Genomic DNA, 13,923 nt, shown 5'->3' on the forward strand with positions numbered 1-13,923 from the left:
GTCCTTGGTATTGCTCGGAAGTTTCCCTGTGCGTTTTTACAGCGCCAGCAAGCGCTCGCCAAGTTTGTTGCCATCAACCAGTTCGAGGAACTCATCGCCCATTCGCCGGCTCGCGTCCATCGCGGTGCGCCAGTAGCGTTCGCGCCCGGCGTCGTCACCAAGGAAACGGGTGAAGTCTTTGCGGTCGGGCAGTTTGCCGAACGGCAGTTTGGCCAGGTACTCGCGCGAGGGCGCCAGCAGCAGCACGTTCTGCAGGCGCACGTTATCGCCCTTGCGCCACGGCAGGCCTTTGTCGAACCAGCCGGGAATGACTTTGTCGGTGAAGTGCGGATACAGCACCACGTCATCGCCGCTGTAGGGCAGGTCGAGGTGGTAATCGAGCAAGCCGCCGTCGCGGTAGGTGCCCGCGCCGGCGCCGGGAATATCGCGCACGCCTTCCATCACCATGGGAATGGAGCCGGAGGCGAGCAGGGCGTGGCGCAAGTTGTTCACGTCCAGGTGCAGCAAGCGCGAGGGGAAGTCGCTGAGGGCGCTCAGCGGCGGCTGGTTGCGGGCGTCGTGCAAAATTACCCGCTCGAAATGGCGCGACAGGCGCGGGCGGCCGAGCAGGTTGTTGCCGATTACCGACGACAAGCCCAACCCCAACGCGCCACGGCGGTCGTGGGCGAGCAAGCCGAGGCTGCGAACCACCATGATGTTGAGGTTGTAGTGGGGATTATTGAGGACGTGATCGTCCTGGCCTTCAAGCAAATCGTCGAGCATGCGCACGCAGCTCTGCGTCACTTGCGCCATGGTCACGCCCTTGGCGAAACGCTGCTGGGTATACAGCTCGCCCAGGCGCTGAATGCCGGCCGCCGCGTCAGGCAGACAAGCACTGGCGAAGCGCCAAGAGCCGATGGAAGCACCGATCAGCGCGCGTTGACGCGGTGCGCGTGGCAGCCAGTCGCCGAACAGCGCCAGGTCCAACCCTTGAATGCCCAACGCCTTCGGACCGCCCGCGGCGCCCGGCAGAATGCCCACGTCAGCTGGCGCCAAGCCACGCTCACGAATTCGCGCCAAGGCTTTGCTGCCGGCTTTAAGGGTCAGGGCGGGGGACTTGATTTGGATCGCGCTCATGTAGGCCTCCATCACGCAAGGGCGCGATTATAGAGCGGTGAGCGGTAAGACCAAGGAGGTTTTGTTGTGTGAATGTGGGGGTAAAACGTGGGGGTGTAACAAAGCACGTGGTGATCCCGGCCGGCGTCATTCCCGCGAAAGCCGCGGTTCGACGACTCGGAACTCGAATGATCAGAGGTAAGCACTTGCCTGCGAAATTCTGGATCCCCGCGTGCGCGAGGATGACGGGTGCTGGAGGGAGAGCACCGTCATCCTCGCGAACGAGGTAGTCCGACAATTCGGGGTCCAGCTTGCATCAATTGACTTGCCTCTGGATCCTGAGTTGTTGCACCGCCGTGCTCGCGAGGATGACGGCGGCTTACGACCAACAATCAGAAACGGTACGAAACCTGAGTACCGAAACCGTGGGCGCTGTTTTCGTAGGTGGCGCGATACGAGCCTTTCGCCGGGTCGGTGTCGTTAACCTTGGTGTCTTCTTCCCACAGGTAGGAGTAGGCCAGGTCAACAGTCAGATCCTGAGTCGGATTCCAACCTACACCGAAGCTGACAGCAGTACGGTCGCCAGTAGGAATGCGCGGCGAGCGGTTTTCGTTGTTAGTCGGGCTTTGATCGAAAGCCAGACCGGCGCGCAACGTCCATTCTGGGTTCAGCTTGTAGGCGGTGCCCACGGCGTAACCCCAGGTGTCATGCCAGTTCTGTTCTTCGGTGATGGTGGAGAACGAAGCGGACGCACGACCGGCGGGGACGCCATCGTTTTCTACAACGATTTCTTTCAGGCGGCTCCAGCGAGTCCAGGTGCTGCCGGCATATACCGTCCAGGCACTGTCGATTTCGTGGGTGATCGACGCGTCAACCGATTCTGGAGTGGTCAGGTCGAGCGAGGCATCGTATTTGCCATAGGCGCCAATCGCACCGAGTACCAAGTTGTCGCCGGTGACTTTGGTGTCACCTTCCAGCTTGTATTTCACTTTCGAGTGATAGGTGACACCGGCACGGGTTTGCGGCGTGAATTCGTACAGCACACCGATGTTGTAACCAATGGCCGTGTCGTCACCTTTGACTTCCACGTTGCTCTCGCGAGGGTCCAGGCCCGGGACGCCGGAAACCGCGCTCTCCAACTTGCCGCTGATGCGGTTGATGGTCGGACCGAAACCCACCGACAACTCGTCGTTCACACGGAAGCTTACGGTCGGCTGCACGGTGACCACTTTCACTTCGCTGTAGTCGCCGAACTTACGGCCCTGGAAGTCGCCTTCGTAGTCAGTGATCAGGCCGAACGGGGCGTACACGCCGACGCCAAACGCCCATTGCTCATTCACCGGGTTCACGTAGTAGCCCATGGGCACGGCAGTGAACGGCACCATGTCGCCGTCGTTGCTGCCGGAAGTGGAACCGCTGGCGTGCTTGATGTCGGTTTTGGCGGAGATGGCCGCCGCGCCAACGCTGACTTCCTGGCGCTTGAGGCGCGACATGCCGGCAGGGTTGCCGAACAAGGTGGTCGCATCTTCAGCCGAGGAGGAGCGCCCGGCGAAGGACGAACCCATGCCGCTGACACTTTGTTCGTTAAGGGCAAAACCGCCAGCCAGGGAGTAGCTGGAAGCGGCAGAAATAGTCAGGGCTAGGGTGGTCTTGAACCAGGCGTGTTTCATGGAATAGTCCTGTTGTAATTGTGTACGGGTGGCGGAAATTATCAGGATTCATATTTCCTGGCCAGTCGCTCAAGATCCCAAATTTACCCGTAATTGTCCTACAAGTAAGGGCATTGTGATGGCAACGTCGGCAATCCTGTACGAGCGTACTTTTGCCGTTTTGTTCCAGTTGTTTTTAAGCCGCTTGACGCGTTTTAACGATGTAGTGGTGCCACGCGCGGCTGAAATCGCGTTCCCGGCCCTCCGGTTGAAACACCTGCCGCCACACCCGCGCCATGCCCATTATGTCGTCTCCATCAAGCAGGCCGGGGCTTTGCGCCTCGACCATAAGCCAGGCGATGGCGGTGGCGTAGCGCAGGTTCACCGTCAGTTCCAGATGAGGGGCGGCCAGAAAGGCGTGCTGGCTGGCTAACCCGCGAACGCGGCTGGCCAGTTCTGGGTCGAGTGCGAGGTGGTGGTCCCAGAGCGTTTGGTGACGCAAATCGGCGATTCGGTACAAGCCGTGACCGCTCTGGTCATCCAGCGCTGAGCCGAGAGCCGACTGACAAGCGGCGGTGCACAGTAGAAAGGATTCGGCGCACGGGCTGTGCCGATCCAGGTAGAGGAGGGTAGGGCGGATGACGTGTTGGCATAAATCACTGGCGGCAATGCCCATGGCAACCTCGAAGAAAGGTGACCGGTGAGACCTTGGCGCCTGGCAGCGGTGTTGAAACGATTTTTCGAAAAGGCCCCACCGGGAGCGGGGTTAGCCGCTCCTGTTGAAGCATAGTCAGACCATTACGCTGTAAAGGGCTGTTTTTAAATCATTTACGCGCCAGCTGCGGCGCGTATATGCCTCAGGGTGATTAAAAGCCGCTTTCAAGGGAGGTTCCGAACGGGCTTGTTGGGCTTTACAACCAGTGCGCCACGGCCCACCAGCCCAGCAGACTCATCACGATGGTGTACGGCAACGCCATCCACGCCATGCGGCCGTAGGACAAACGCACCAGCGGTGCCAAGGACGACGTCAGCAGAAACAAGAACGCCGCCTGGCCATTGGGCGTGGCCACGCTTGGCAGGTTGGTGCCGGTGTTGATCGCCACGGCGAGGTTTTCGAAATGCTCGCGGCTCATGTTGCCGGCGGCGAATTCGCGTTTTACCTCGGTGATATAGATGGTGGCCACGAACACGTTGTCGCTAATCGCCGACAGCAAGCCGTTGGCAATAAACAGCATGGTCGGCTGCTGCTCGGACGGCAGCGCTAAGACGGCCTGGATAATCGGCGTGAACAGCTGCTGTTCGTGAATCACCGCCACCACGGCAAAAAACACCACGAGCAACGCAGTGAAGGGCAGCGCGTCTTTGAAGGCGTTGCCGATGCGGTGCTCGTCGGTGATGCCGCTAAATGCGGTGATCAGCACAATAACCAGCAAACCGATCAGGCCCACTTCCGCCACGTGGAAGGCCAGGCAGCCGATCAGAATTAACGCCGCCAGGCCCTGCACGATCAGGCTGGCTTTATCGGCCTGTGTGCGGTGTTGCGATTCGCGGGCGGCGTGTTCGGCCAATACGTTGCGCACCGACTCGGGCAGCTCGATGCCATAGCCGAACCAGCGCAGCTTTTCCAGCAACACGCAGGTAATCAGGCCCGCCGCCAGCACGGGCAGCGACACGGGCGCCACCTTCAAGAAGAAGGTGATGAAATCCCAGCCCACTTCGTGGCCGATCAGCAGGTTTTGCGGTTCGCCCACCAGCGTGCACACGCCACCGAGCGCTGTGCCGACCGCGCCGTGCATGAGCAAGCTGCGCAAAAACGCGCGGAATTGGTTGAGGTCGTGGCGTTTCTGTTCGTCGATATCGCTGTCGTCACTGCCGTCTTTCGGCGCGCTGTGGCACGAGGCGAAGTTATGGAACACCTGATAGAAGCCCAGGCAAACGGTGATGACCACGGCGATCACGGTCAGGGCGTCGAGAAATGCCGAGAGGAAGGCGGCCATCAAACAGAACGTCAATCCCAGCAACGCCTTGGACTTGACCCCCAGCAGCAGCTTGGAGAACACCAGCAGCAACAGGTCTTTCATAAAGTAGATGCCGGCGACCATGAACATCAGCAGCAAAATGACCGGGAAGTTATGCACCAGCTCGTCGTACAGCGCCTGCGGTCCGGCCATGTGCAGCAGCAGCGCTTCGATCACCAGCAAACCGCCGGGTTGCAGCGGGTAGCACTTGAGCGCCATGCCCAGGGTAAAGATGAACTCGGCCACCAGCATCCAGCCTGCCACCATCGGTCCGAGCGTCCAGAGTGCCAGCGGGTTGAGGATCAGAAAGGCGAGAATGCAGAGCTTGTACCAGCGTGGCGAGTGGCCCAGAAAGTTGCGCGCGAAGGCGGGGGCGAGCGAGGTTGGCATTGCGGGCGGACCTTATTCGAATGTGGGTTTGAGGCGCTGGCAAGATACCAGACAGATCAAGCGCTTAAAGCCTTTAGTCGAGCAGTGGTGTGAAGACCGGCAGCGTGGTCTGCGTCACACCCTCGGCATCGACTTTTATGACGTGCTTGTTATAGTTGCGCGGTTTTATCCACAACAACATTCTATGCGCGCACGCGCAGCAGAAATGAGGAAGGCCAAGATGTCCGCCTACAAAGCGTTCCGTGTAGAACTGGCCGACAAGATCGCCCATGTGGTGATCAACCGCCCAGAAAAGGTCAACGCCATGAGCGCGGACTTCTGGACCGAAATCGTGGAAATCTTCAATTGGATCGACGCCACCGACGACGTTCGCGTAGTGGTGATCTCCGGCGCGGGAAAACACTTTTCCTCCGGTATCGACCTGATGATGCTGGCGCAAGTCGGCAGCCAGCTCGGTAAAGACCCTGGCCGCAACGCCGAAGTGCTGCGGCGCAAAATTCTCGAACTGCAGAGCTCGTTCAACGCCGTCGACGCCTGCCGCAAGCCAGTGCTGGCGGCCATTCAGGGCTACTGCCTGGGCGGCGCCATCGACCTAATCAGCGCCTGCGACATGCGTTACTCGACGCTGAACGCGCAATTCTCGATCAAAGAAATCGACATGGGCATGGCGGCCGACGTCGGCACCCTGCAACGTCTGCCGCGCATCATTGGCGACGGCATGATGCGTGAACTGGCCTACACCGGCCGCACCATTGGCGGCGAAGAAGCGCGCAGCATCGGCCTGGTCAATCGCACGTTTGTAGACGAAGCCGCGTTGCTCGACGGTGTGTTCGGCATCGCCCGGGAAATCGCCAGCAAATCGCCAATTGCCATTCGTGGCACGAAAAAAATGATCGGCTACATGCGTGATCACCGCGTGGACGACGGCTTGGAATACGTCGCCACCTGGAACGCCACCATGTTGCAATCTGCCGATCTGCGCGTGGCCATGGCCGCGCACATGAGCAAGCAAAAGCCTGAATTCGCAGACTGATGCGCGCGTATTTCTCACTGGCGCGGGAGGCGCAGTAGGCCATGGTTTCTGGAGCCACATCCCTGAGTTTGGTGCGCGACGAGCTGTTCGCCACCATGGAAGAGGCGGAACTGAGCCTTGAGCAGTTTATTGCCGAGCGCAACAACGGCAGCCTGCTGCAACAAGCGGTGGAATACCTGCAGCAAATTCGCGGCACGCTCAATCTGATCGAGCTGGCCGGTGCCGAATTGCTGGCCCAGGAAGTGCTGGAACAGGCCACCGACATTCCCGAAGGCGCCGGTGAAGAGCGTGATGTACAGCTCTCGGCATTGAACAATGCCTTGCACGTGCTGCGCCGCTACCTCGAAAACGTCGAGATGCACCGCCAGGAATTGCCGGAATTGCTGTTGCCGGCGATCAACGACCTGCGCGCTGCCGGGTCGCAGCCGCCGCTGCCGGAAAGCTTTTTCTTCAGCGCCCGTCTGGACCAAACCCGTCCGCAAACCGGTACGCCGGTCGATGTATCCGCCCATGCCGATGACCTGCGCCGCCTGCGCCATATGTACCAGGTTGGCCTGCTCGGCTTTATCCGTGAGGAAAGCCCGCAAGCCGGCTTGAAGCTGATGGGCCGCGCCTTGAGCCGTCTCGACAGCCTGTTCGCCAGTCAGCCGCGTGGCCGCCTGTGCTGGATTGGCGCCGCCGCGCTGGAGGCCCAAGTGGACGGCCAATTGCTGCCGCGTAAAGCGCGCAAGCAACTGTTCGCCCGCATTGACCGCGAGCTCAAGCAACTGCTCGGCAATGCCAGCTACGAAGCGCCACGCAATCTGCTCAAAGAATTGCTGTATCTGGTCGCACTGGCCGACAGCCATGGGCCGCAAGCGTCCCAGGTGCGTGAAGTGTTCGGCCTGCTGCCGCTGCCTTTTACCGATCAGCTGCTCGAAGAAGAATCGCAATTGCTGGCCGGTCCGGGCCGTTCGGTGATGCGCTCGTTGTCCTCGGCCATTCGTGAAGAGTTGGCCAGCGTGAAAGACCTGCTCGATCTGATCGAGCGCGGCACCGTCGACAGCGAACGCCTCACCACCTTGCACGGCCTGCTCGGCAAGTTGGCAAAAACCCTCGGCATGGTGGGCCTCAGCTCGGCGGGTGCGACCCTGCAGAATCAATTGCAGGTCGTGGCCGGCTGGAACGACGCGGAACCGATTGAAGTGCCAGCGTTGCACAAACTTGCCGACGCCGTGCTGTATGTCGAAAGCATGGTCGCCAGCCTGGAAAGCGGCGAGCGCCGTGATGCGCGTCCTCAAAACGCGCAGCCAGGCGATGAAGCCACCTCGTTTGCTCAGCACCAATTGAACGAAGCGCGGATTGTGGTGGTCGATGAATCACAGGCGGGCTTGGTCATGGCCAAGCGCGCGATTACCTCGTACCTCGAATCCAATGGCGACAAGCTGCACCTGGCCAATGTGCCGTTCAGCTTGCAGGCGGTGCGCGGCGGCCTGTGGTTCCTCAATCAGGAACGTGCGGCCCTGCTGGTGGGCGCCTGCGCCGATTACATTCAGACGCAGATGTTGGAGAGCGCGCAAATGCCATCTGAACAAATGCTCGAAACCCTGGCCGATGCCCTGACCAGCCTTGAGTACTACCTGGAAGGCGGCGCCGTGCTGCGGCCTGAAACCGTGCCGAGCGTGCTCGACCTGGCCGCCGAAAGCGTGCGTGCCCTGGGTCTGCAGGTGGCCGCGTAATGAGCAAAAGCTGGGAGCCGGCGGTACTCGATATCAGCCAAAACGGCGGCTGGGCACTGGCGCATTTTCGCCAGGGTTTTCTCGCCGACAGCAACGGTGTGCTGTTCCCCCGCGATTGGCTCAAGCGCCAGGACCTGCCCGCCTTCGAAGAGCACGGTCTCGGCCATTTCGATGGCGATGCCGTCTACCTGCTGGACTTCGCCCACGCCCCGGAACTGCCCGGCTGCACCTTGCAGAGCTTGCGGCAGTTCATGATGCAGAGCGATGCCGACACCTTCCGCCTGCTGGGTTTCGCCGCGCAGATCGCCACCTGGGCCGACAACTATCGCTTCTGCGGCAGCTGCGGCACGCGCATGCAGCGCTCGGTCACCGACCGTTCCTCAACCTGCCCCAATTGCCAAGTGGCGCATTACCCGCGCCTGTCGCCGAGCATGATTGTGCTGGTTACCCGCGGTGATGAAATTCTGCTGGCCCGCTCGCCGCGCTACGTGCCGGGCATGTACAGCACGCTGGCCGGTTTCGTTGAGCCGGGCGAGTCGGTGGAAGCCTGCGTGGCGCGTGAAGTGCGCGAAGAAGTGGGTATCGAAATTCAGAACATTCAGTACCTGGGCAGCCAGAGCTGGCCGTTCCCGCATTCGCTGATGTTCGGCTACCACGCCGAATACGCCAGCGGCGACATCGTTATGCAGGAAGAGGAAATCGAAGACGCGCAGTGGTTCAAGATCGACAACTTGCCGCCACTGCCGGCAGCGCGCTCGATTGCCCGTTACCTGATCGATGTGTACCTGGCGCGCCGCTCAGGCCTGCCCGAACCAGTGCTGCCAAACTAGCCGCGCGGTCAACGCCAACACCACCATGATGAACACCGGGCGGATAAATTTAGAACCGCCCGAAATCGCCGTGCGCGCGCCCAGAAACGCACCGGCCATCAGCGCCACGCCCATGCTCAAACCGAGCACCCACGCCACTTGCCCGCCGATGATAAACACCACCAGCGCGGTGATATTGCTGACGAAGTTCATGGTCCGCGCCACGCCGCTGGCGCGCAGCAGATCGAGCGGGTAGAGCAGCAGCGTGCTCACTGTCCAGAACGCTCCGGTGCCGGGGCCGGCCACGCCGTCATAGAAACCCAGCGTAAAGCCTTGCGGCCATTGGCGGCGGCGGGCGATAGGCGCGTCGCTGTTCACCGGTGCGGTAGGCGTGCGGCTGAACAGCAGGTACAAACCGCAGGCGAATACCACCACCGGCAGCATTTGCATCAGCCATTCGGCCGGCAGCCAATGGGCGACGATGGCGCCCAGAGTCGAGCCGATGGCAGTGGCGATCAGCGCGAAGCGCCAGGCGCTGGGATCGAATAATTTGCGTCGGTAAAAGGTCAGGCTCGCCGTGGCCGAGCCGAAGGTGGCGCACAGTTTGCTGGTGCCCAGCGCCAGGTGTGGCGGCACGCCTGCGGTGAGCAGCGCGGGCATAGTCAACAGGCCGCCACCGCCGGCGATGGCATCGATAAAACCAGCCAGAAAGGCAACGCCCGCGAGAATGGCGAGGGTGGTCGGGTCTACAAGCAGTTCGAAGGGCATAAAAAGGTCGACTGGTGTCAGTTGCGCCGAATGCCGGCTGGCCGTGGCGGGGGAGGCTGCGCATAATGCCGCCTATTTGCCGCAGAAGGAATTGGCTTTATGCAGTATGACGGTCTGGCGTGGGGCATCGCCCTGCTGGCTCTACTGGCCGTATTGGTCGCCGCACGAATTCTGCTCAACCGCAGTTGGTTTCTCGGCTGGTTACGCGGCACGGTCGGTCTGGCCTTTCTGGCATTGGCCGGGCTTATCGGCACCGTCGCCTACGATCTGGTCAGCTACGACGCCATTCCCGAAGACAAACCTGTGGTCACCCTCAGCTTCCAGGCCGATGGCCCGCAGCGTTATCGCGTCACCCTGCTTGAAGGCGCCGATGAGCGCAGCGTAAACCTGGAAGGCGACCTCTGGCAGCTGGACGCGCGCATGATCGAATGGAAAGGGCTGGCTGCGCTGATTGGTCTGCAACCAGGCTACCGCCTGGAAAAACTCTCCGGCCGTTTCCTGGCTATCGAACAACAAGAGTTGGCGCAGCACGCCAGCGCGCCGTTGGCGCAAAGCCCGTTCGGTATCGACCTGTGGCGCTGGCTGCGTCTGGGCCAACACGACCTGTTCCTTTTCAAGCCGCAAGCGTTGCGCGTGACCTACCTGCCCATGGCCGATGGCGCGGTGTATGCCGTTAGCCTGTCGCCCACCGGCTTGATGGCCAAGCCGCTGAACCAGGCGGCGGATCAGGCGCTGAAAGACTGGAAATAAGAGCGTTCGAACCGATGTTGTAGGAGCTAGCTTGCTAGCTCCTACGGGGTCGGTGAATCGCTTCATCTGCGCCCAAAAATAATCATCATCACCCCACCCAGCGTCACCAGGCACGCCACTAGCGCGGCCATTCCCAGGCTTTCACCGAGCAGCAGATAACCCAGCAGCAGCGCAATCACCGGGTTAACGAAGGCAAAGGTCGACACCAAGCTCGGGCGCACTTCGCGCAGCAGCCAGAAGTAGGCGGGATACACGCCCAGGCTCACGGGCAGCACCAAATACGCCAACCACCACCAGCCATGCGCGGACAGCTGCGTCAGGTCGAGTTGATTCCATTCGCCACGCCAGGCGGCAAACAAGGCGAGCATCAGCGCGCCGATGAGCATTTGCAGGCTCATGCCTAACCAAGTAGAGCGGAACGAAGGGCGGCTGCGTAGAAGCCAGGCGCCAATGGCCCACATCAGCGTGGCGGCCACCACAAGGCTGCCGGCGAACCATTGCTGGGCGGTGGCGGCGCTGCCCAAGCCGTTGCTCATCAGCAACACGATGCCGCACGAAGCCAATACCAGACCGCACAACACCCACAGCGGCGGCCGGTCGCCGAGCAGCCATTCCAGCGCCACGCTCCAGATCGGCAGGCTGGTGTAGAGCATCGCCAGCAAACCGGTGGGCAGGTATTGGTTGGCGTAGAGCAGGGCGCCTTGGCCGACGGTGATCAGCATCAGCCCGCCGATAAACGCGCCGCCCCAATCGCTGCGTTGAATGCGCGCCTGGCCGCTGATAAACACCCACGCCAACGCCAGGCTGCCGGCAAGAAAGAAGCGCAGGGTCACGATCACAAACGGCGGCAATTCAAGCAGCAGAAAATGGTTGGCCAGGTAGGTGGTGCCCCAGCCGATGTACACGGCTGCAAACGAAAGCAGCAACACCAGGGAGCGAGCGCGAGGGGAAAGCATGGAAGACATGGATAGCCTGAAATGACGCGCGCCGGCAGGGCGCCGGCGCATCGTTAATAGATGAAGTGATGAGCTTAGTGCGCAGCGCCACCCGTGGCGCCGGACGGCAACGCTTTGGTCAGCAGCACGGCGATCATGCTGATGGCCAACGCCAGGCCGACAAAATGGAAGGCGTCATTGTAGGCCATGATCATCGCCTGCTGGTGCGTGATCTCGCTGAGCTTGGCCAGCGCGGCGGTCTCGTTGCCCAGGGTTTGCGTGAGGCTGCTAATGCGCTCGGCCACTTGCGGGTTGCTCGGCACAATGGATTCGCGCAGGTAGTCGAAGTAAATCTTGGTGCGCGCATCCAGTAGCGTGGCGAGCAGGGCAATGCCGATGGCGCCGCCCAGGTTACGCAGAATATTGAACAGGCTGGAGGCGGAGCCGGCGTCCTGCGCGCTGATGTACACCGTGGCGATCAGCGAGATGGTCACCATGATCAGCGGCTGGCCGAACGCGCGCAGCAGTTGAATATGGTTGAACTGCGGGCCGGCGAAATCCAGGTTCAGCACGCCAGACAGAAAACTGCCCAACCCGAACAAACCAAAGCCGGCCGCGCACAGCCATTTCGGCGAAATGAACTTCATCAGTTTCGGCACGAACGGAATCAGAAACAGCTGCGGCACACCCATCCACATGATCACTTCGCCGATCTGCATGGAGTTGTAGCCCTGGATTTGCGCCAGATACAGCGGCAGCAAATAGATCGAGCCATACAGCCCGACGCCCATGCCCAGACTGGAAATGCTCGATAAACCAAAGTTGCGGTTGCCGAGAATGCGCAGGTTAATCAGCGGATTCGGTTTGGAAAACTGCACGATCACAAAGGAGATCAGGCTGATCACGGCAATGCTGCCCAAGGTGACGATAAACGCCGACTCCAGCCAATCCTTGCGATGGCCTTCCTCGAGAAACACCTGCAAGCAACCCAGGCCGATGCCGAGGGTGAGGATGCCGGCGTAGTCGGTGCTTTTCAGCAGCTCCCAATGGGGCGCCTTTTTCTCCAAGCCATACAGCAGCCCGGCGATCATCAGCAGGCCGGGCGGTACGTTGATATAGAAGATGTATTCCCAGCCCCAGTTCTCCGTCAGCCAACCGCCCAGCGTCGGGCCGATGGAGGGGGCGAACGTGGCGGTCATGGCAAACATGGCCATGCCCACGGCGCGTTTGCTTTCCGGCAGCTTGATCAGCACCAGCGTGAACGCCAAGGGAATCAGCGCGCCGCCGGTAAACCCTTGCATGGCGCGGAAGACGATCATGCTTTCCAGGTTCCAGGCCATGGAACACAACAGCGAGGAAATCAGAAAGCCGATCGACACATACACCGACAAACGCCGCGCCGACAGCAGCTGCACCAGCCAGGCGGTGAGGGGAATCATGATGATTTCAGCGACAAGGTAGGACGTGGAAATCCACGAGCCTTCTTCCAGCGTGGCCGACAGCGCGCCCTGAATGTCCTTGAGCGAGGAGTTGGTGATCTGAATATCCAGCACGGCCATAAACGCGCCGAGCATGGCGCTCATCACCGCAATCCAGTCACGCCGCGAGGGTTCGCCGTCCGGGCGAACCAGGGCGTCAGCTGCCACTGTTGTCCGCCTTGATGGTCACTTTCACAGTCACCGACATGCCTGGGCGAATTTTGCCCCTGAGCGGGTTGTCGGCAGGGAAGGTGAGTTTCACCGGAATACGCTGCACCACCTTGGTGAAGTTGCCGGTGGCGTTGTCCGGCGGCAGCAGGCTGAACTGCGCGCCCGAGGCGGCAAACAGGCTTTGCACCGTGCCCTCGATGGACTTGCCGGGGTAGGCGTCAAATTCCAGCTCGGCTTTCTGGCCGGGCTGCATGTCGCCGATCTGGGTTTCCTTAAAGTTGGCCTGCACCCAGATGTCTTCATCCGGAACCAACGACATCAGGTAGGCGCCGGCCTGAATGTACTGACCATTGCGCGCAGCACGCTGACCAATCATGCCGCTGATGGGCGCATGAATTTCGGCGCGGCTGAGGTTGAGCTTGGCTTGTTCAAGGTCGGTTTTGGCATTGCTGATTTGCGCTTGCAGCCGTTTGATGTCGGCGTTCAGCGAGTTCACCTGCTGGCGCTGGGCTTGCAGGTCGGCCTGGGCTTTGCTGACGTTTGAACGGGCGACGCGGCTGTCAGCGGCCAGGGTGGTGACGCGTTCCTCGGATACATAGCCCGGTTTGCGCAGGGTTTGCGCGCGGGACAGATCCATTTGCACGCGGCCCAGTGTAGCTTCGGAAGACGTTACGTCCGCTTCGCTGGCGGCGATCATGCTGCTTTGTTGCGTGAGTTTGCTTTGCGCCTGCACCAGCTCGGCTTCGCGGGTCGCCAGCGCGGCTTCGGCGCGGCTGACAGCGATGCGGAAATCTTCAGGGTCGAGTTTTACCAACAGCTCGCCTTTTTCCACATGCTGGTTGTCATGCACCAACACTTCTTCGATGCGCGCGCTTAATTGGCTGGATACGCGGGTGATTTCGCCCTGCACATAGGCGTTGTCAGTGGTTTCGATAAAGCGCCCGACCAGAAACCAGTGGGCGAAAAAACCACCGGCAATAATCAGCAGAATGGCCAGGAAGATAAATAGACGGCGTTGCAATTGGGCAGGCATGCGAGAGCTCGTAGGGCGATTCCCCGAAGGGCGGGCAAAAGTGTAAGCGAATCTAACAGTGTTCCACGCAACCAAG

12 protein-coding genes are annotated in these 13,923 nt (G+C 60.8%); 4 read left to right on the top strand and 8 right to left on the bottom strand.

Features of this window, described 5'->3' with window-relative positions; all coding sequences use genetic code 11:
• Positions 1-36: 36 nt before the first annotated feature.
• From AC0IW7_RS06345 to nhaB, 4 genes are all read right to left on the bottom strand, one after another.
• On the bottom strand, positions 37-1,116 hold the full coding sequence (locus tag AC0IW7_RS06345) for a patatin-like phospholipase family protein (RefSeq protein WP_471816497.1): 1,080 nt from the start codon (positions 1,114-1,116) through the stop codon (positions 37-39).
• 371 nt (positions 1,117-1,487) lie between these two features.
• Positions 1,488-2,765 carry an OmpP1/FadL family transporter gene (locus tag AC0IW7_RS06350; protein WP_471816499.1) on the bottom strand — a complete coding sequence of 426 codons (1,278 nt, stop codon included), beginning with the start codon at positions 2,763-2,765 and terminating at the stop codon, positions 1,488-1,490.
• A gap of 175 nt (positions 2,766-2,940) precedes the next feature.
• Positions 2,941-3,420, bottom strand: a complete 480-nt coding sequence (locus AC0IW7_RS06355; RefSeq protein ID WP_471816501.1) for a hypothetical protein — start codon at positions 3,418-3,420, stop codon at positions 2,941-2,943.
• Between the two features lie 235 nt (positions 3,421-3,655).
• Complete coding sequence (gene nhaB, locus AC0IW7_RS06360; protein WP_471816503.1) at positions 3,656-5,152, bottom strand: sodium/proton antiporter NhaB; 1,497 nt, start codon at positions 5,150-5,152, stop codon at positions 3,656-3,658.
• A gap of 220 nt (positions 5,153-5,372) precedes the next feature.
• Between nhaB and AC0IW7_RS06365 the strand changes: the two genes are divergently transcribed.
• The 3 genes from AC0IW7_RS06365 to nudC are packed head-to-tail and all read left to right on the top strand — an operon-like array spanning position 5,373 to position 8,733.
• The gene (locus AC0IW7_RS06365; protein WP_471816505.1) at positions 5,373-6,185 is read left to right on the top strand and encodes a crotonase/enoyl-CoA hydratase family protein; all 813 of its coding nucleotides are present in this window, start codon (positions 5,373-5,375) and stop codon (positions 6,183-6,185) included.
• Between the two features lie 41 nt (positions 6,186-6,226).
• On the top strand, positions 6,227-7,903 hold the full coding sequence (locus tag AC0IW7_RS06370) for a FimL-related protein (protein WP_471816507.1): 1,677 nt from the start codon (positions 6,227-6,229) through the stop codon (positions 7,901-7,903).
• Positions 7,903-8,733 carry an NAD(+) diphosphatase gene (nudC, locus tag AC0IW7_RS06375; protein WP_471816509.1) on the top strand — a complete coding sequence of 277 codons (831 nt, stop codon included), beginning with the start codon at positions 7,903-7,905 and terminating at the stop codon, positions 8,731-8,733. The genes AC0IW7_RS06370 and nudC overlap by 1 nt, the downstream gene beginning before the upstream one ends.
• Here nudC and AC0IW7_RS06380 read toward each other — a convergent pair.
• Positions 8,701-9,480 (bottom strand): TSUP family transporter, encoded by a 780-nt coding sequence (locus AC0IW7_RS06380; RefSeq protein WP_471816511.1) that lies wholly within the window; start codon positions 9,478-9,480, stop codon positions 8,701-8,703. The genes nudC and AC0IW7_RS06380 overlap by 33 nt on opposite strands.
• A 99-nt stretch (positions 9,481-9,579) precedes the next feature.
• Between AC0IW7_RS06380 and AC0IW7_RS06385 the strand changes: the two genes are divergently transcribed.
• Positions 9,580-10,230 carry a hypothetical protein gene (locus AC0IW7_RS06385; protein WP_463382342.1) on the top strand — a complete coding sequence of 217 codons (651 nt, stop codon included), beginning with the start codon at positions 9,580-9,582 and terminating at the stop codon, positions 10,228-10,230.
• A 62-nt stretch (positions 10,231-10,292) separates the two neighbouring features.
• On the opposite strand, the gene AC0IW7_RS06390 is transcribed toward AC0IW7_RS06385, so the two are convergent.
• The 3 genes from AC0IW7_RS06390 to AC0IW7_RS06400 all read right to left on the bottom strand — a co-directional run bounded on the left by AC0IW7_RS06390 (position 10,293) and on the right by AC0IW7_RS06400 (position 13,847).
• Entirely contained in the window at positions 10,293-11,195 is a 903-nt protein-coding gene (locus tag AC0IW7_RS06390) for an EamA family transporter (RefSeq protein ID WP_471816513.1), read from the bottom strand.
• A gap of 65 nt (positions 11,196-11,260) precedes the next feature.
• The gene (locus tag AC0IW7_RS06395) at positions 11,261-12,811 is read right to left on the bottom strand and encodes an MDR family MFS transporter (protein ID WP_471816515.1); all 1,551 of its coding nucleotides are present in this window, start codon (positions 12,809-12,811) and stop codon (positions 11,261-11,263) included.
• Positions 12,801-13,847 carry an HlyD family secretion protein gene (locus tag AC0IW7_RS06400; RefSeq protein ID WP_471816517.1) on the bottom strand — a complete coding sequence of 349 codons (1,047 nt, stop codon included), beginning with the start codon at positions 13,845-13,847 and terminating at the stop codon, positions 12,801-12,803. Before AC0IW7_RS06400 ends, AC0IW7_RS06395 begins: the two co-directional genes overlap by 11 nt.
• Positions 13,848-13,923: the final 76 nt, after the last annotated feature.

The organism is Pseudomonas sp. AC229 (genome assembly GCF_979254655.1).